The organism is Escherichia sp. E1V33 (assembly GCF_004211955.1).
Classification (GTDB): Bacteria; Pseudomonadota; Gammaproteobacteria; order Enterobacterales; family Enterobacteriaceae; genus Escherichia.
This window is the reverse complement of record NZ_RHJI01000017.1, coordinates 12,966-30,039: the sequence shown is the minus strand read 5'-3', so window position 1 is coordinate 30,039 and position 17,074 is coordinate 12,966. Positions and strand designations below refer to the sequence as shown.

The following is a 17,074-nucleotide window of genomic DNA, read 5'->3' as shown; positions in this document are numbered from 1 at the left end:
GCAATGTGCTTTTGTAGGCCGGATAAGGCGTTCACGCCGCATCCGGCATTTGAGCATAGTGCCTGATGCGACGTTGATGCGTCTTATCAGGCCTGGAGGTGCACCGCATCCGGCAAACCATACTCATATCAACAACAACAAATTACCCTTCGTTCTCCGCTAACTCGCGCAGATACTGGAAAATCTGTCGCGCGGATTTCGGCGGTTTATTCCCTTCTTTCTCTTTCTTCGCGTTGCGGATCAGAGTACGCAGTTGCTGACGATCGGCATCGGGCCACAGGTTCAATACTTCAGCGATGGCGTCATCACCTTGATCGATCAGACGATCGCGCAGGTTTTCCAGTTTATGGAACAACACCACCTGCTGGTTGTGGCGGTTTTTCAGCTTATCCAGCGCCTGACGAATAGGTTCTACGTCGCGCTGGCGCAGCATCTTACCAATGAGCTGCAACTGACGGCGGCGACCTTCCATCTTAATACGCTGGGCTAACTCAATAGCCGCACGCAGATCCGCATCTAACGGGATCTTATCCAGCGCGTTTTTCCCCAGATCAACAATTTCTGCGCCCAGGCGTTTTAGCTCCTCGGCGTCACGTTTAATTTCACTTTTACTGACCCAGATAATTTCATCGTCTTCGTCTTCGATGTCATCACCGGGAACGTCGTCGAGCCAGTCTTCGGGCTGCTTAGTCATGTCAGGCTCCTTAAAAAAAAGAGGCTAATGTTACCAGTTAAGATGCGCACTGAAAAACGGTTCTCTGTTAGACTTCAGAGAAACTCTCTACATTATGGCACTTGCAATGAAAGTAATCTCTCAAGTTGAAGCGCAGCGCAAGATTCTGGAAGAAGCAGTTTCGACTGCGCTGGAGTTGGCCTCAGGCAAATCGGACGGTGCGGAAGTTGCCGTCAGCAAGACCACCGGCATTAGCGTTAGCACGCGATATGGCGAAGTGGAGAATGTCGAATTCAATAGCGATGGCGCACTGGGGATAACCGTTTATCATCAGAACCGTAAAGGTAGTGCATCGTCCACCGATCTAAGTCCGCAAGCCATTGCCCGCACTGTACAGGCGGCGCTGGATATTGCGCGTTACACTTCGCCAGATCCGTATGCATGCGTGGCAGACAAAGAACTGCTGGCTTTCGACGCGCCGGATCTTGACTTATTCCACCCCGCAGAAGTTTCTCCGGACGAAGCCATTGAACTGGCGGCCCGTGCTGAACAGGCGGCATTACAGGCGGATAAACGCATTACCAACACCGAAGGCGGCAGTTTTAACAGCCATTACGGCGTCAAAGTTTTCGGCAATAGCCACGGTATGTTGCAAGGCTACTGCTCAACGCGTCATTCACTCTCCAGTTGTGTCATTGCCGAAGAAAATGGCGATATGGAGCGTGATTACGCTTACACCATTGGTCGTGCGATGGGCGATTTGCAAACGCCAGAATGGGTTGGCGCAGACTGCGCTCGCCGTACCTTATCGCGCCTGTCACCGCGTAAACTCTCTACTATGAAAGCGCCAGTCATTTTTGCCAATGAAGTGGCAACCGGGCTGTTCGGTCATCTGGTGGGGGCGATTGCTGGTGGTGCGGTCTACCGTAAATCCACCTTCCTGCTCGATTCGCTGGGTAAACAAATTCTACCGGACTGGCTGACTATTGAAGAACATCCGCACCTGCTGAAGGGGCTTGCATCTACGCCATTCGACAGCGAAGGTGTGCGTACCGAACGTCGCGATATTATTAAAGATGGCATCCTGACTCAGTGGCTGTTGACCAGTTACTCGGCGCGGAAACTGGGGCTAAAAAGCACCGGACACGCGGGCGGTATTCACAACTGGCGCATTGCCGGACAAGGTCTAAGCTTCGAACAAATGCTCAAAGAGATGGGTACTGGACTGGTGGTGACGGAATTGATGGGCCAGGGCGTGAGTGCCATTACCGGTGATTATTCCCGTGGTGCAGCGGGCTTCTGGGTAGAGAATGGCGAAATTCAGTATCCGGTTAGCGAAATCACCATCGCTGGTAATTTAAAAGATATGTGGCGCAATATTGTGACCGTCGGTAACGATATTGAAACACGCAGCAATATACAGTGTGGTTCTGTGCTGTTGCCGGAGATGAAAATCGCCGGGCAGTAAAAAAACTGGCGCGACCTGCCGCGCTATAAACTAAAAAATTACACAAAATCATTCGCGCTGCATCGAGACGGAAAGTGAATGAGAGCCGGGGAGCGTACTCGTAGTACGTGACTCGGGCGAATGAGCGTAGCCGTCGATGAGGCAGTGTGAAGGATGAAGTGTAAATAAAAAAGGAAGTGAGCAATGCGTAAAAGCCTGTTAGCTATTCTTGCAGTCTCCTCGTTGGTATTCAGTTCGGCGTCGTTTGCCGCTGATCTTGAAGACAATATGGAAACCCTCAACGACAATTTAAAAGTGGTCGAAAAAGCCGATAACGCGGCACAAGTCAAAGACGCGTTAACGAAGATGCGCGCCGCAGCGCTGGATGCGCAAAAAGCGACGCCGCCGAAGCTGGAAGGCAAATCACCAGACAGCCCGGAGATGAAAGACTTCCGTCACGGTTTCGACATTCTGGTTGGTCAGATTGACGACGCGCTGAAACTGGCTAATGAAGGCAAAGTGAAAGAAGCGCAGGCCGCCGCAGAGCAACTGAAAACGACCCGCAATTCATATCACAAGAAGTATCGTTAATTCCTCATTGGGCGGTGAAGCATCGCCGCCCAACGCTCTCGTCTCCCTTCGTAAAATCACCGCAAAATCTCTTTTCACTACGGCATATTCCTGCGTGTCGGCGCCATTTTTGCGAGGCGTTTTCCAGAAATGAATGTAATGCATATGTAATGCTATAATGCATTACACTTTTCATAATTACCGGAGGCATAATGGCCACACTTAACGTCCGCCTGGATGACAAACTGAAAAATGAGGCTTATGCGGTGCTGGAAAAATTAAATATCACGCCTACTGAAGCCGTACGGCTGCTGTTTCAGTACGTTGCGGAAAATGGACGAATGCCGGTAAAAACGCTCACTGTCAGTGATAGTGAAGAAGCCTTGTTACGCACTGTCAGGGAACGACTGGCCAACCCACAAGAGGCCATTAAGGTCCGACTGGATGAGTGATTAACGCAAATGATGCACCACCTGATTGCTGCTGCCGCGCCAGATCAGGGAAGGGTCTTTTAAATCCTGCACAAATTTGCCGTCGACTAGCACGTTAATCAAATCAACAATCTGCATTTGCGCAGCGTTGAGTTCGTCGAGTTTATAGCCTGTCCATACCCAGATGTCTTTACCAGGGCACTCGGCGCGGATGCGTTGTACCAGCTTCAGAATATCCGGCACGTTTTGCGGATGCAGCGGATCGCCGCCAGAGAGGGAAATACCCTGGCGTTTGATGCGAGTGTCGTTCAGATCGTTGATGATCTGGTCTTCCATTTCTTTGGTAAATGGCTGACCGGAATTTACCCGCCAGGTGCTTTTGTTATAGCAACCGGGGCATTCATGAACACACCCGGAGACAAACAGGGTGCAACGAGTGCCGGGGCCGTTGACGATGTCGACAGGATAGTACTGATGATAATTCATTATTTCGCCTGGCTTATCAGTCCGCGTGTAGGCTGTATCAGGCAATCAACGCCTGATGCGACGCTGTCGCGTCTTATCAGGCCTACAGCCGTTGCCAAATGTAGGCCGGATAAGGCGTTTACGCCGCATCCGGCAATCAACGCGGGATGCGACGCTTTCACATCACATCCGGCATTTGCTTAGTGCAGATCAACCTATCTGCCCATTTCCCAAATGTTTAACGCGGCGCTTAACTTCTTCCTGCTTGCCGGCGTTAAACGGACGCGCATCCGGGCTACCTAAATATCCGCACACGCGGCGAGTCACCGACACACGGGAGGTGTCATGGTTACCACATTTCGGACAAGTGAAGCCTTTGCTGGTGCACTCAAACTCGCCGGTAAAGCCACATTCGTAGCATTCATCAATCGGCGTGTTGGTGCCGTAATACGGTACATGCTGATAGCTGTAATCCCAGACATCTTCCAGCGCCTTCAGGTTGTGCTGAATGTTTGGATACTCGCCGTAGCAAATGAAACCACCATTCGCCAGCGGCGGGTAAGGCGCTTCAAAGTCGATCTTGTCGTACGGGTTCACCTTCTTCTCCACATCGAGGTGGAAACTGTTGGTGTAGTAACCTTTATCGGTCACGCCAGGCACCACGCCAAACTCAGCGGTATCGAGACGGCAGAAGCGGTCGCACAGGTTCTCACTCGGCGTGCTGTAGAGACTGAAACCGTAACCGGTTTCTTCTTTCCACTGATCCACCGCCTGACGCAGACGCTCAACAATCGCGATACCCTTCGCACGCAGCTGCTCGTTGTCGTAAACATGCTCGCCGCCGAACAGCGCGTTAATGGTTTCGTGGATACCGATATAACCCAGCGAAATAGACGCTCGACCATTTTTGAAGATTTCAGACACGTCATCGTCGGCATTCAAACGTACGCCGCAGGCACCTTCCATATAGAGGATCGGCGCTACGCGCGCTTTCACGCCTTCCAGACGGGCGATACGGGTCATCAGCGCCTTACGCGCCAGCACCAGACGTTCATCCAGCAGCTTCCAGAAGGTGGCTTCATCGCCTTTCGCTTCCAGAGCAATACGTGGCAGGTTCAGGCTGATCACACCGAGGTTGTTACGACCATCGTGGATCTGCTCACCGTTTTCGTCTTCCCACACGCCGAGGAAGCTCCGGCAACCCATTGGAGTTTTAAACGAACCGGTGACTTTCACTACCTGATCGTAGTTCAGGATATCCGGATACATGCGCTTGCTCGCGCACTCCAGCGCCAGCTGTTTGATGTCGTAGTTCGGATCGCCTTTTTTATGGTTCAGGCCATCGCGAATCGCAAAAACCAGTTTCGGGAATACTGCAGTTTTACGGTTTTTACCGAGGCCCGCGATACGGTTACGCAGGATAGATTCCTGAATCAGGCGCGATTCCCAGCTGGTACCCAGACCAAAGCCAAAGGTCACAAACGGCGTCTGACCGTTGGCGGTGTGCAGGGTATTTACTTCATATTCCAGCGACTGGAATGCGTCGTAGCACTCTTTGATGGTACGAGAGTTGGCGTAACCTTCGACGTCAGGAATGCTCCACTCTTCCGCAGTTTTACGGTGCTTGTTGTAGCTGGCGGTGACAAACGGCGCCAGAACTTCGTCGATACGGTTAATGGTGGTACCGCCATAAATATGACTGGCGACCTGAGCAATAATCTGCGCAGTTACTGCGGTAGCTGTAGAGATCGACTTCGGCGGTTCAATCTCGGCATTCCCCATCTTAAAGCCTTGAGTCAGCATGCCTTTCAGGTCGATCAACATGCAGTTGAACATCGGGAAGAACGGCGAGTAATCGAGATCGTGGTAGTGGATATCACCACGTTCATGTGCCTGCACCACGTCACGCGGCAGCAGGTGCTGACGTGCATAGTGTTTAGCCACAATCCCGGCCAGCAGGTCACGCTGGGTCGGAATGACTTTACTGTCTTTATTCGCGTTTTCATTGAGCAGCGAGGAATTAGTCTGCTCGACCAGACCACGGATCTCCTGGTTCAGACGGCCGCGTTTTTCGCGTTCAATGTCGCGATCGTGACGGTACTCAATATATGCACGGGCCAGTTGTTTGTACGGGCCAGACATCAGCTGGTTTTCAACGGCAGTCTGGATTTCGTTGATATCTACCTGGTTACGCCCCTGCATTTGCTCGCTGACGATAGCGGCAACAGTGGCACAATAATCTGCATCATCGACTTCCGCTGCTTTAGCTGCACGCAGAATAGCTTCTTTGATGCGCTCTGATTTAAACGGCACTTTGCAGCCGTCTCGTTTCATCACATGCGGTGTCATGATCGCTCCATATTTTTAAGAACAGGTTATCCACAGAAAGTTGGGAAGTGCGCCCCGGTTTATTCAGCTCTTGTTACGGGGATTTACTGCAATCCCAATTCGCTTTATCCACAATTGTGTCGGCTTTGTTGGTGTGTATCTTGTTGCAAGTTTAGACGATGGATACAACATATTGGGTTGAGATGCATTTTAAAGTCTATATATAGTGCTTTGCATTAAGGATGTTTGCGATTTTTTTGATTTAGCTCAAAGTAAAAAGCAGAGAGTACGGATGGCGGGCGCTAGAGCGATGTGTAAATTTTTTAATGATTTTCTGGTTATAAAATCAACAAAAACAATATGCTACCCGGTAAGTCCCCGGAAATACTCGCTTTAGCGTGGTCTGGAGAAGAATTATTTCTGAAACCGCCAGACAGCTTCAAAAGACCATAATGTCATGGCACAGAGTTTTGGTTAGGCTTCTTCAAAGCTATGCATCAGTAGCTGCCAGTAGTGTTCTCAATACTCTTTGGATAAATCTGGTAGAAGGAACCGCTCAGGAAAGGGCTGCTGGGATGATGATTTGTTGAGGCTTGCTGCGTCCGCTTATCTGCTCGATTAACTGACAGGCCGCCTGGCGTCCGGCTTCGGCGTAGCCTGGATCAACGGTGACGATTTCCGGATGCAGGAACTTCATCAATGGAGTATTACCGATGCTCGCCAACTGTAAGGTGTCGACGCGTTGCTCTTGCAGGTACTTACATGCCCCGATCGCCAGTGTGTCGGTTGCGCACAGTAACGCGGTGGTTTCAGGAGTAATCACTTTTGCCACGTTCTCGTAACCTTGCTTCATGGCGAGGCCGGGCAGGGCAGCGACGGGATGTAGTTTATGTGCTTTGCAGAATGCCAGATAAGCCTCGTGACGCCGTTTACCGGTGGTAACGTCGCTGTGCGGTACGCCAAGATAACTGATATTACGATGTCCCTGGTCATATAGCCGTTGCATCAGGATTTTAATCGCCCCTTCGTCGTCATAACAGACCGAAGCAAAACCTTTTGCGTCATGCGCCAGAAGCACCAGTGATGATTGCCAGTGGGCTAACATTTCTTCCGTTATACCGGTAAAACCGAACAGCACTACTCCGTCAATATTGCGACGTTTCAGAACGCCCAAATGTTCAGCAACCAGTTGCGGCGAAAACTGGCTTTCCATCATGATCGGATCATAACCCTGTTCATAGAATGCAGGCAGCATCGTCTGAACGGCGAGGTTTTCTGATAACGAATCCAGACGGGTGACGATAATAGCAACCACTTTATCGCTTTGCCCACGCATAGCGCGCGCGGAGCGGGAAGGGGAAAATCCATGCTGATTCATCACGGCTTCCACACGCTCGCGCGTGTGCTGACTCACGCCGCTTTCGTTATTCAGCACTCGGGAAACCGTGGATTTCCCTACGCCGCTTAAGCGAGCGATGTCTTTGATGGTCAGCCGATTTTGCATCCTGTTGTTCCGTAATTTGCGTTTAATTATTTGAGCCTAACTTTACCCACGCATTCAGCAATGGGTAAAGTCTGGTTTATCGTTGGTTTAGTTGCTTTCAGATATTATATCGGCATAAATGCTACGAATATTATTGGATTCTCCTTATTATTTGCGGCGCTTTTTTTCACTTACCGGAGGTTATATGGAACCTGATCCCACGCCTCTCCCTCGTTGGAGATTAAAACTTTTCCGGTAAGCCTGTCTTTGCACGGCATTACCGGATGTGTAAGGCCGTGACGTTTTAACGTCCTCGCTCAGATTTATTACCGTCAGGTAAGGCTTTGCCACGCCTGAAGACATTTCTGCACTGTTCCAGGCAGTGCGGAGGGACTCCCTATGTTTAAAGAAATTTTTACCCGACTAATTCGCCATTTACCTTCCCGTCTGGTCCATCGCGATCCATTGCCTGGCGCGCAGCAGACAGTGAATACCGCGGTCCCGCCGTCCTTAAGTACGCATTGTCTGAAAATGGCGGTGTTGCCAGAAAAGGAACTATGGAAAACCTTCGACACCCATCCGGAAGGGTTAAATCAGGCGGAAGTGGAATCTGCCCGCGAACAACATGGTGAAAATAAATTACCCGCACAACAACCGTCGCCGTGGTGGGTACATTTGTGGGTCTGCTATCGCAATCCCTTTAATATTTTGCTCACGATCCTCGGCGCTATTTCTTACGCCACGGAAGATTTATTTGCCGCGGGCGTTATCGCGCTAATGGTCGCTATTTCTACGTTGCTGAACTTTATTCAGGAAGCACGTTCCACTAAAGCGGCAGATGCCCTGAAAGCGATGGTCTGCAATACTGCGACGGTGCTGCGCGTAATTAACGACAAAGGCGAAAATGGCTGGCTGGAGATCCCGATCGACCAGCTGGTGCCCGGCGATATTATAAAACTGGCTGCGGGAGATATGATCCCGGCAGATTTACGTATTTTGCAGGCGCGGGATCTGTTCGTCGCCCAGGCGTCGTTAACCGGCGAGTCTCTGCCCGTTGAAAAAACAGCAATCACTCGCCAGCCAGAGCACAGCAATCCGCTGGAGTGCGATACCCTGTGTTATATGGGGACCACCGTGGTGAGCGGCACGGCGCAAGCAATGGTGATTGCCACTGGCGCTAACACCTGGTTTGGTCAACTGGCAGGACGTGTCAGCGAGCAGGAAAGCGAGCCGAATGCTTTTCAGCAAGGGATCAGCCGCGTCAGTATGCTGCTGATTCGCTTTATGCTGGTGATGGCGCCCGTGGTGCTGTTCATCAACGGTTACACCAAAGGCGACTGGTGGGAAGCTGCACTATTTGCGCTTTCAGTAGCGGTGGGCTTAACGCCGGAAATGTTGCCGATGATTGTTACCTCGACGCTGGCGCGTGGTGCGGTAAAACTGTCGAAACAGAAAGTGATCGTCAAACATCTGGATGCTATTCAGAACTTTGGTGCAATGGATATTCTGTGCACTGATAAAACAGGCACCCTGACGCAAGATAAAATTGTGCTGGAGAATCATACTGATATCTCCGGTAAAACCAGTGATCGCGTGCTGCATAGCGCGTGGTTGAACAGCCATTACCAGACTGGACTTAAAAACCTGCTTGATACGGCGGTGCTGGAAGGTATAGATGAAGAGTCAGCGCGCTCGCTGGCCAGCCGTTGGCAGAAAGTGGATGAAATTCCTTTTGATTTCGAGCGTCGTCGGATGTCGGTGGTCGTGGCAGAAAATGCCGAACGCCATCAACTGGTGTGCAAAGGCGCATTGCAGGAAATCCTCAATGTGTGTTCGCAGGTGCGTCACAATGGCGCGATTGTGCCGCTTGATGACACCATGCTGCGTAAGATTAAGCGGGTAACCGATACGCTGAATCGTCAGGGGCTGCGCGTGGTTGCGGTGGCGACGAAATACCTGCCAGCGCGTGAAGGGGATTACCAACGGATTGATGAATCTGACCTGATCCTTGAAGGGTATATCGCTTTTCTTGATCCGCCAAAAGAGACAACCGCTCCGGCGCTGCAGGCGTTAAAGGCGAGTGGGATCACCGTAAAAATCCTTACTGGCGATAGCGAACTGGTGGCGGCAAAAGTGTGCCATGAAGTGGGGCTGGACGCGGGAGATGTGGTAATTGGTAGTGATATCGAAACACTATCTGACGATGAACTGGCAAATCTCGCGCAGCGTACCACGCTGTTTGCCCGCCTGACGCCGATGCATAAAGAACGCATCGTGACCTTGCTAAAGCGCGAAGGGCATGTGGTTGGCTTTATGGGCGATGGTATTAATGATGCGCCTGCCTTACGCGCTGCGGATATCGGCATTTCTGTGGACGGCGCGGTAGATATTGCCCGCGAAGCGGCGGATATCATTTTGCTGGAAAAAAGCCTGATGGTACTGGAAGAGGGGGTCATTGAAGGACGCCGAACTTTCGCCAACATGCTGAAATACATCAAAATGACGGCGAGTTCTAACTTCGGTAATGTGTTCAGCGTGCTGGTGGCGAGTGCTTTCTTGCCCTTCCTGCCGATGTTGCCATTGCACTTACTGATCCAGAACTTACTGTACGATGTATCGCAGGTAGCGATCCCGTTTGATAACGTTGATGACGAGCAAATTCAAAAGCCGCAGCGTTGGAATCCGGCGGATCTTGGCCGCTTTATGATCTTCTTCGGACCAATCAGCTCGATCTTCGATATTCTGACGTTTTGCCTGATGTGGTGGGTATTTCATGCCAACACGCCGGAAACGCAAACGTTATTCCAGTCGGGCTGGTTTGTGGTGGGATTACTGTCGCAAACGCTGGTTGTGCATATGATCCGCACTCGTCGTGTGCCGTTTATTCAAAGCCGCGCGTCGTGGCCGTTAATGGTCATGACATTGATCGTGATGATTGTCGGGATCGGGTTGCCGTTTTCGCCGCTGGCTGGTTATTTGCAACTGCAGGCGCTGCCGTTAAGCTATTTCCCGTGGCTGGTTGCGATTCTGGCAGGGTATATGACGTTAACCCAGTTGGTGAAAGGGGTTTATAGCCGTCGTTACGGCTGGCAGTAAAGAATAAACTGGGCATGGTGGCCCGGATTCAGATTACAGACAAAGTAAGCTTTGTTCATGCCGGATGCGGCGTAAATGCCTAATCCGGTCTACAAATTCAATAACTTGCAGGAATCACGTAGGCCTGATAAGCGTAGCGCATCAGGCGATTTTGCGTTTGTCATCAGACTTAATCCGGGCATGATAGCCCGGATTTCCATCAAGATTAGCGACGAACAGCGATCGCTTCGATCTCAATCTTCACGTCTTTCGGCAGACGTGCAACTTCAACGCAAGAACGTGCCGGGAAGGTGGCATTGTGCTCGGTGAAGAACGCTTCGTAAGTGGCGTTTACGGTTGCGAAGTCGTTCAGATCTTTCACAAACACGGTGGTTTTAACGATATCGCCCACTTTCAGGCCAGCCGCTTCCACGATCGCTTTTACGTTATCCAGCGACTGACGCGCCTGTGCAGCGACGTCTGCCGGTACTTCGCCAGTTTTCGGGTTTACCGGGATCTGACCGGAAGTGATGATCATACTACCCAGATCAACGCCCTGAACATACGGACCGATAGCTGCGGGTGCATTTTCCGTCGCGATAGTTTTGCTCATGATTTCTCCTTTATTACAGCGGTAAAAAGTCTGGCTCATTATAGGGAGCCTGACATTTATTACCAACCGCAATTAATTGGCCAGCACCACATTATGCGAAAACTCTTTTTCACAGTATTTGCATTTGAGCGCAATATCATTGGTGCGTTTTCTCACGGCAAAGCTGGAAGAAACCGGTTCTGCATGGCTGATACAGTTGCTGTTCGGGCAGACCAGCACATTATCAATACGTTCCGGCAGGCTGGGGCGCGATTTGCCGACCACTTCATAGTTGTCGATACGGTTTACCGTGGCTTGCGGCGCATACAGTGCCAGTTGGTCTACCTGATCTTCACTTAAAAAGGTATTTTCGATTTTGATCAGATCCTTGCGTCCCATCTCGCCAGAAGGCAGGTTCAGACCAATGGTGATGCGCTGATCCGTTTCGGTCAGCTTGAACAGACTCAACAGCTTAAAACCGATCTGGGCGGGGATATGGTCAATTACCGTGCCGCGTTTAATAGCTTCAACCTGCAATTTATTATCGTGTGTCATCTCTATTTCCCCTTACAGTACCAGATCGCGATTCAGAACCAGTGCCAGTAACGCCTGGCGAGCGAAAATTCCGTTGCCTGCTTGCTGGAAGTACCAGGCGTGCGGCGTTTTATCCACATCGGTGGCAATCTCATCAACGCGTGGCAGCGGATGCAGCACTTTCATATTGGCTTTGGCGTTGTGGAGATCGCTGGCGCGCAGGACAAACTGTGCTTTCACGTTGGCGTACTCGGACGGGTCCAGACGTTCTTTTTGCACGCGAGTCATATACAGAATGTCCACTTCCGCCATCACTTCTTCAATGGAACTATGCAGACTCCAGGCGATACCTTTTTCATCGAGCATATCCAGAATGTACTGTGGCATTGCCAGCGCATCCGGGGCGATGAAGTAAAAACGGTTGCCGTCGAACTTCGCCAGCGCCTGAGTCAGGGAGTGAACGGTACGGCCATATTTCAGGTCGCCGACCATCGCGACGTGGAGATTATCGAGACGCCCCTGAGTTTCCTGAATGGTGAACAGATCCAGCAAGGTTTGGGTCGGATGTTGGTTGGAGCCATCACCCGCATTTAGCACCGGTACATTGCCAGAAAACTCGGTAGCCAGGCGCGCCGCACCCTCCTGCGGATGGCGCATCACAATCGCATCGACATAGGTGCTGATAACCGAAATGGTGTCGGCCAGCGTTTCGCCTTTTTTACCCAGTGAAGTGTTAGCGCTGTCGGAGAAGCCCACCACGCTGGCGCCCAGGCGGTGCATTGAGGTTTCGAAAGAGAGGCGGGTACGAGTAGAGGCTTCGAAGAAGCAGCTGGCAATCACTTTATGCTTCAACAGCTCTGGCTGCGGGTTAGCTTTCAGTTTCGCCGCTGTCGCCAGCACCAGATTAAGGTCATCGCGACTAAGGTCGTTTATGGAAATGATATGTTTTTGATATAGCGGATTAGCCATCTTTTATCTCCTGACGCCTGGGCAAAAAAAAGCCCCTCGATTGAGGGGCTGGGAATAGGTGAACAACGGGAAGAAAAACGGCAGGCCAGCGTCTTTTTTCAGACGCGGTAAGACAAAATGTCGAACACACTGAACCATACATCCTCCCGGCAAATTGTCCGGCATTATACTCAGACAGAAAATGGGATCAAGCGATTAATGTAAAAAATTACTCAGGTAAACGATTGTAGTGAATTTATATGCTTTAAAATTGAGTTTTTAACAACATTTATTTTTGTGGCAAGCGAGCTGAAAAACATGCTCTGGCGCAATAGGACGGTAAAAAATGCTGGTATGGCAGTAAGGAATTACGTATAACGAGAGAAATGAAACATTGTTTTAATTGAGGAATGAAAAAGATGATCATCGGAAATATTCATAATCTCCAGCCGTGGCTACCCCAGGAGTTACGCCAGGCGATTGAGCATATCAAAGCACACGTTACGGCAGAAACGCCAAAGGGCAAGCACGATATCGAAGGCAATCGTCTGTTTTATCTTATCTCGGAAGATATGACCGAGCCTTACGAAGCTCGCCGTGCGGAGTACCATGCCCGCTATCTCGACATTCAGATTGTGTTAAAAGGTCAGGAAGGCATGACCTTCAGCACACAACCTGCAGGTACGCCGGATACCGACTGGTTAGCAGACAAAGACATCGCATTTTTGCCGGAAGGCGTTGATGAGAAAACAGTTATCCTTAATGAAGGTGATTTTGTTGTGTTTTATCCGGGGGAAGTGCATAAACCGCTGTGCGCAATGGGTGAGCCTGCTCAGGTTCGCAAAGCGGTTGTGAAAATGCTGATGGCTTAAGCGAGTACCTGCCGGTGGCGACGTGAAGCCGCCTCCGGTACTGAAATTATTTGGCAAGCGTCGCAACCATTACCGCTTTGATAGTATGCATACGGTTTTCCGCCTGATCAAATACAATGCTGGCGGCAGATTCGAAGACCTCATCAGTCACTTCCATCCCACCATGTAGGCCAAACTCTTCTGCCATCTTTTTGCCAAGCGTCGTTTGGTCATCATGAAACGCAGGCAGGCAGTGGAGGAATTTGACTTCGGGATTACCAGTCAACTGCATCATCTTGCGATTCACCTGATAATCACGCAGCAATGCAATCCGTTCTGCCCATTTCTCTTTCGCTTCCCCCATCGACACCCATACATCGGTATAGATAAAGTCAGCACTTTTAACGCCAGTCGCGACATCTTCTGTCAGCGTAATATTTCCGCCATTTTGCTGCGCCAGCGCGCGGCATTCAGCAACCAGCGAGGCTTCCGGCCAGCACGCCGTTGGTGCCACCAGACGCAAATCCAGACCGGTAAGCGCGGCCGCTTCCAGCATCGAGTTGCCCATGTTATTGCGGGCATCTCCGGCGTAGACCAGCGTCATCTCATTAAACGCTTTACCCGGCAAATGTTCTTGCATGGTCAGCAGATCTGCCAGCAGTTGCGTGGGGTGGAACTCATTGGTCAGCCCGTTCCATACCGGGACGCCAGCGTATTCCGCCAGTGTTTCGACAATCTCCTGACCATAGCCGCGATACTGAATACCGTCATACATGCGGCCAAGCACGCGGGCGGTATCTTTAATTGACTCTTTATGGCCAATCTGGCTGCCGCTTGGGCCGAGATAAGTGACGCGAGCGCCCTGGTCATATGCGGCAACTTCGAAAGAGCATCGGGTGCGGGTCGAGTCTTTTTCGAAGATGAGCGCGATGTTTTTACCGGTGAGTCTGGCTTCTTCTTTACCGCTTTTTTTATCTGCTTTTAGTTTAGCGGCGAGCTGGAGCAAGGTGTTGAGTTCAGCTGGCGTGAAATCAAGTAATTTCAGGAAATGCTTATGATAAAACCCGGACATAGATCCCTCCTGTGGCTTACGCCATAATGAATTAAAATTCAATTTATATGTATGAATATTCATTTGCAAGCCTAAAGCATAAAACTATGTCACAAAGGTGGAGGCAATGTCAGTGGTGTGTGACAATAAGAGTATCAGCAGGACATTAAGAGGAATAAGTCATGGCAAACCCGGAACAACTCGAAGAACAGCGTGAAGAAACACGTTTGATTATTGAAGAATTACTGGAAGATGGCAGCGATCCAGACGCGCTGTACACCATTGAGCACCATCTGTCCGCAGACGATCTGGAAACCCTGGAAAAAGCCGCGGTTGAAGCATTTAAACTCGGCTACGAAGTGACCGATCCAGAAGAGTTGGAAGTGGAAGATGGTGATATCGTGATTTGCTGTGACATTCTCAGCGAATGCGCGTTGAATGCCGATCTGATCGACGCTCAGGTTGAACAACTGATGAATCTGGCAGAAAAATTCGACGTTGAATACGACGGTTGGGGTACTTACTTCGAAGATCCTAATGGCGAAGACGGCGACGATGAAGATTACGTCGACGAAGACGATGACGGCGTTCGCCACTAATTAAGTGTTGACGACAAATGCCAAATTGCCTGATGCGCTATGCTTATCAGTCCTGCATGGTTGCTCAGGTATAAATTAAAAATGTACTTTGTCAGCAATCTGATGCCCGCTAGTGTGAGCTAACGGGCATTTTTTTAGAGTTCGCGCAACATCCGCACTTCACAATCAACATGGCCCGTGCAGCCAAGTGCATAGTCGATATGTTGAAAACCTAAATGTTCATACAAACCAATCGCTTCTTTCAAAAAAGCAGTGGTTTCAAGATAGCAGCGTTTGAAACCCATTTCTCGCGCCTGCTCCATCGCCATTAAGGCCAGTTTTTTTGCCAACCCTTTACCGCGAATGGCGGGAAGAAAGTACATTTTCTGCAGTTCGCAAATGTCCGCTTCACTACCTGTTAATGGCGCAATCCCGCCGCCGCCGACCACTTCGCCATTGTATTCAACCACCCAATAAGCATGGCCAGGTTGGCTGTACACTTGATACAGTTCGTCGAGATTCGGATCGGCAACGGTGTAGCCTTTATCGGCGGTAAGACCATACTCTGCAGAAACCTGACGGATGACGCTGGCAATAGCAGCATTATCGGCGGCAGTAAGTTTGCGCAAACGGAGTGCGGGCGAAACGACAACATTCATAGCATAGCTCAATTTCAAATGTATGATTTATAGCTCCCTTTAATACCACCCTCGCTTATGTGGTGCAAGAAGAAGATAAATCAGAAAATATTAAGCATATGTCTCTTAGATAAAGCGTATTCTAGGTGGGCCAGTATCAATTTACTGGAATTATTACCTGTATGAATGGAATTTATTTTAGGGATATAGTTCATGAATGATGTAAACATCGGGAAAGATAATTCTCGACACTCGTTTGTTTTCACAGGCAAAGGTGGTGAGTATTTTCTTATTTGTCTTGTGAATTTTTTACTGACAATTATTACTCTGGGAATATATGGGCCGTGGGCATTGATAAAATGCCGTCGTTATATTTATCAACATGTGACACTCAAGGGGCAACCATTTAGTTATAAGGGAACAGGTGGTGCCATTTTTGTTAGCATGTTACTTATTGTGGCGGTTTATCTTCTCAGTATTTCTTGTTTTGCAGGCCAACACTTTGCGCTCGGTTTATTCCTGTTTGTTCTCTTGATCTGCGGTATTCCTTGCATGGCAGTGAAGAGTCTGCAGTATCAGGCGAATATGACTTCACTGAACGGCATTCGCTTTGGCTTTAACTGCTCAATGCTCCGTGCATGGTGGGTTATGCTAGGACTGCCTGTTCTGTTGGCGTTGGTTTTCTGGTTCGCATTGTATCTTATTGCGCAAGTGGTGACATCGATAGGAGGGTTATTCTTTAACTTAGTCGCGTTAAGTTTGCTTTCTGCCATCGGGCTGGGCGTTGTCCATGGCATAACCTATAGTAAATGGATGCCATTGCTGGGTAACAATGCAACTTTTGGCATTCATAAGTTTTCTCTTCAGGTAAATGTAAAAGAATGCATTAAAGGATGTATACTCGCAATATTAACCATGGCTCCTTTCATCATTGTGATTGGTATTATGATTGCACCAGTATTCCAGCAGTTAATGATGATGAGCATGTTGGGGCGTTCTGATGCAGGTGGTGAGCTTGTATTACAATATTACCCACAGATTACGGCTTCTTATTTCCTTTATTTTGTTGCGATTCTTGTTTTTGCCAGTTATCTCTATGCCACGTTACGCAATCTGTTTTTGAATAATCTGACGCTGGCAAATGGCACTATTCGTTTTCATTCATCCGTTACCGCAATCGGTATGCTTCTGCACATGTTTGCGGTATTAATGGGTTCCTCAATCACCTGTGGTCTGGCTTATCCCTGGCTGAAAATGTGGATGGTTAGCTGGATTGCTAACAATACCCATGTTCAGGGCGATCTTGATTCGCTGGAGTTAACCAATGATGACAAACCGCAGGATAGCGGTCCGTTAATGTGGATTTCTCGCGGTATTATGCCGTATGTTCCGTTTATCTAAGTAAAAAGG

The 17,074-nt window shown here is 49.7% G+C and carries 18 protein-coding genes and 1 pseudogene; 9 read left to right on the top strand and 10 right to left on the bottom strand.

The window, feature by feature from the left end; all coding sequences use genetic code 11:
* Positions 1–142 precede the first annotated feature (142 nt).
* Complete coding sequence (gene yjgA / locus D9742_RS15620) at positions 143–694, bottom strand: ribosome biogenesis factor YjgA (protein WP_000166270.1); 552 nt, start codon at positions 692–694, stop codon at positions 143–145.
* A 94-nt stretch (positions 695–788) separates the two neighbouring features.
* Here yjgA and pmbA point away from each other — a divergent pair, with 94 nt between their 5' ends.
* The 3 genes from pmbA to D9742_RS15600 all read left to right on the top strand — a co-directional run bounded on the left by pmbA (position 789) and on the right by D9742_RS15600 (position 3,142).
* Positions 789–2,141, top strand: coding sequence for a metalloprotease PmbA (gene pmbA, locus D9742_RS15615; protein WP_130237510.1), 1,353 nt, complete (start codon positions 789–791; stop codon positions 2,139–2,141).
* A 183-nt stretch (positions 2,142–2,324) separates the two neighbouring features.
* Positions 2,325–2,711: a cytochrome b562 gene (gene cybC / locus D9742_RS15610; RefSeq protein WP_001232247.1), complete on the top strand. Its 387-nt coding sequence runs from the start codon at positions 2,325–2,327 to the stop codon at positions 2,709–2,711.
* A 191-nt stretch (positions 2,712–2,902) separates the two neighbouring features.
* A complete protein-coding gene (locus D9742_RS15600) occupies positions 2,903–3,142 on the top strand; it encodes a type II toxin-antitoxin system RelB/DinJ family antitoxin (protein WP_000212714.1) in 240 nt (79 codons plus the stop codon).
* On the opposite strand, the gene nrdG is transcribed toward D9742_RS15600, so the two are convergent.
* From nrdG to treR, 3 genes are all read right to left on the bottom strand, one after another.
* The gene (gene nrdG, locus D9742_RS15595) at positions 3,143–3,607 is read right to left on the bottom strand and encodes an anaerobic ribonucleoside-triphosphate reductase-activating protein (protein WP_130237509.1); all 465 of its coding nucleotides are present in this window, start codon (positions 3,605–3,607) and stop codon (positions 3,143–3,145) included.
* 189 nt (positions 3,608–3,796) lie between these two features.
* Positions 3,797–5,935 carry an anaerobic ribonucleoside-triphosphate reductase gene (nrdD, locus tag D9742_RS15590; protein ID WP_130237508.1) on the bottom strand — a complete coding sequence of 713 codons (2,139 nt, stop codon included), beginning with the start codon at positions 5,933–5,935 and terminating at the stop codon, positions 3,797–3,799.
* A gap of 535 nt (positions 5,936–6,470) precedes the next feature.
* Positions 6,471–7,445, bottom strand: coding sequence for a trehalose operon repressor TreR (treR, locus tag D9742_RS15585; protein ID WP_276319714.1), 975 nt, complete (start codon positions 7,443–7,445; stop codon positions 6,471–6,473).
* Positions 7,446–7,602: 157 nt separating this feature from the next.
* Here treR and mgtL point away from each other — a divergent pair, with 157 nt between their 5' ends.
* Together mgtL and mgtA are read left to right on the top strand one after the other, a co-directional pair.
* Complete coding sequence (mgtL, locus tag D9742_RS15580) at positions 7,603–7,656, top strand: mgtA regulatory leader peptide MgtL (RefSeq protein WP_100207247.1); 54 nt, start codon at positions 7,603–7,605, stop codon at positions 7,654–7,656.
* 140 nt (positions 7,657–7,796) lie between these two features.
* A complete protein-coding gene (gene mgtA / locus D9742_RS15575) occupies positions 7,797–10,493 on the top strand; it encodes a magnesium-translocating P-type ATPase (RefSeq protein WP_130237506.1) in 2,697 nt (898 codons plus the stop codon).
* 205 nt (positions 10,494–10,698) lie between these two features.
* Here mgtA and D9742_RS15570 read toward each other — a convergent pair whose 3' ends face one another.
* The 4 genes from D9742_RS15570 to pyrL all read right to left on the bottom strand — a co-directional run bounded on the left by D9742_RS15570 (position 10,699) and on the right by pyrL (position 12,705).
* Complete coding sequence (locus D9742_RS15570; protein ID WP_000047542.1) at positions 10,699–11,085, bottom strand: enamine/imine deaminase; 387 nt, start codon at positions 11,083–11,085, stop codon at positions 10,699–10,701.
* 72 nt (positions 11,086–11,157) lie between these two features.
* Complete coding sequence (gene pyrI / locus D9742_RS15565) at positions 11,158–11,619, bottom strand: aspartate carbamoyltransferase regulatory subunit (RefSeq protein ID WP_057108108.1); 462 nt, start codon at positions 11,617–11,619, stop codon at positions 11,158–11,160.
* Positions 11,620–11,631: 12 nt separating this feature from the next.
* Positions 11,632–12,567, bottom strand: a complete 936-nt coding sequence (pyrB, locus tag D9742_RS15560) for an aspartate carbamoyltransferase (protein WP_000013046.1) — start codon at positions 12,565–12,567, stop codon at positions 11,632–11,634.
* 3 nt (positions 12,568–12,570) lie between these two features.
* Complete coding sequence (pyrL, locus tag D9742_RS15555) at positions 12,571–12,705, bottom strand: pyr operon leader peptide (RefSeq protein WP_032341226.1); 135 nt, start codon at positions 12,703–12,705, stop codon at positions 12,571–12,573.
* Here pyrL and D9742_RS23505 point away from each other — a divergent pair.
* Both D9742_RS23505 and tabA read left to right on the top strand, forming a co-directional pair.
* Positions 12,685–12,768 (top strand): annotated as a pseudogene (locus tag D9742_RS23505) (hypothetical protein); the annotation flags it as partial. The gene pyrL and the pseudogene D9742_RS23505 sit on opposite strands and share 21 nt — an antisense overlap.
* A 197-nt stretch (positions 12,769–12,965) precedes the next feature.
* A complete protein-coding gene (tabA, locus tag D9742_RS15550) occupies positions 12,966–13,418 on the top strand; it encodes a toxin-antitoxin biofilm protein TabA (protein WP_130237505.1) in 453 nt (150 codons plus the stop codon).
* Between the two features lie 46 nt (positions 13,419–13,464).
* Here tabA and argF read toward each other — a convergent pair whose 3' ends face one another.
* A complete protein-coding gene (gene argF, locus D9742_RS15545) occupies positions 13,465–14,469 on the bottom strand; it encodes an ornithine carbamoyltransferase (RefSeq protein ID WP_130237504.1) in 1,005 nt (334 codons plus the stop codon).
* A 161-nt stretch (positions 14,470–14,630) separates the two neighbouring features.
* Here argF and rraB point away from each other — a divergent pair, with 161 nt between their 5' ends.
* Positions 14,631–15,047 carry a ribonuclease E inhibitor RraB gene (rraB, locus tag D9742_RS15540; RefSeq protein WP_000002947.1) on the top strand — a complete coding sequence of 139 codons (417 nt, stop codon included), beginning with the start codon at positions 14,631–14,633 and terminating at the stop codon, positions 15,045–15,047.
* Positions 15,048–15,181: 134 nt separating this feature from the next.
* Here the strand turns inward: rraB and D9742_RS15535 are convergent, their stop codons facing one another.
* Positions 15,182–15,685, bottom strand: coding sequence for a GNAT family N-acetyltransferase (locus D9742_RS15535; protein ID WP_130237503.1), 504 nt, complete (start codon positions 15,683–15,685; stop codon positions 15,182–15,184).
* Between the two features lie 192 nt (positions 15,686–15,877).
* On the opposite strand from D9742_RS15535, the gene D9742_RS15530 reads away from it, so the two are divergent.
* The gene (locus tag D9742_RS15530; protein ID WP_130237502.1) at positions 15,878–17,065 is read left to right on the top strand and encodes a DUF898 family protein; all 1,188 of its coding nucleotides are present in this window, start codon (positions 15,878–15,880) and stop codon (positions 17,063–17,065) included.
* Positions 17,066–17,074 lie beyond the last annotated feature (9 nt).

Excerpts from the sequence above, each read along its gene's own strand:
- D9742_RS15600 (WP_000212714.1), top strand. The coding sequence starts at position 2,903 with ATGGCCACACTTAACGTCCGCCTGGATGACAAACTGAAAAATGAGGCT.
- pyrI (WP_057108108.1), bottom strand. The coding sequence starts at position 11,619 with ATGACACACGATAATAAATTGCAGGTTGAAGCTATTAAACGCGGCACG.
- pyrB (WP_000013046.1), bottom strand. The coding sequence starts at position 12,567 with ATGGCTAATCCGCTATATCAAAAACATATCATTTCCATAAACGACCTT.
- rraB (WP_000002947.1), top strand. The coding sequence starts at position 14,631 with ATGGCAAACCCGGAACAACTCGAAGAACAGCGTGAAGAAACACGTTTG.
- pmbA (WP_130237510.1), top strand. The coding sequence starts at position 789 with ATGGCACTTGCAATGAAAGTAATCTCTCAAGTTGAAGCGCAGCGCAAG.
- mgtA (WP_130237506.1), top strand. The coding sequence starts at position 7,797 with ATGTTTAAAGAAATTTTTACCCGACTAATTCGCCATTTACCTTCCCGT.
- nrdD (WP_130237508.1), bottom strand. The coding sequence starts at position 5,935 with ATGACACCGCATGTGATGAAACGAGACGGCTGCAAAGTGCCGTTTAAA.
- argF (WP_130237504.1), bottom strand. The coding sequence starts at position 14,469 with ATGTCCGGGTTTTATCATAAGCATTTCCTGAAATTACTTGATTTCACG.
- pyrL (WP_032341226.1), bottom strand. The coding sequence starts at position 12,705 with ATGGTTCAGTGTGTTCGACATTTTGTCTTACCGCGTCTGAAAAAAGAC.
- D9742_RS15530 (WP_130237502.1), top strand. The coding sequence starts at position 15,878 with ATGAATGATGTAAACATCGGGAAAGATAATTCTCGACACTCGTTTGTT.
- nrdG (WP_130237509.1), bottom strand. The coding sequence starts at position 3,607 with ATGAATTATCATCAGTACTATCCTGTCGACATCGTCAACGGCCCCGGC.
- yjgA (WP_000166270.1), bottom strand. The coding sequence starts at position 694 with ATGACTAAGCAGCCCGAAGACTGGCTCGACGACGTTCCCGGTGATGAC.
- tabA (WP_130237505.1), top strand. The coding sequence starts at position 12,966 with ATGATCATCGGAAATATTCATAATCTCCAGCCGTGGCTACCCCAGGAG.
- cybC (WP_001232247.1), top strand. The coding sequence starts at position 2,325 with ATGCGTAAAAGCCTGTTAGCTATTCTTGCAGTCTCCTCGTTGGTATTC.
- D9742_RS15535 (WP_130237503.1), bottom strand. The coding sequence starts at position 15,685 with ATGAATGTTGTCGTTTCGCCCGCACTCCGTTTGCGCAAACTTACTGCC.
- D9742_RS15570 (WP_000047542.1), bottom strand. The coding sequence starts at position 11,085 with ATGAGCAAAACTATCGCGACGGAAAATGCACCCGCAGCTATCGGTCCG.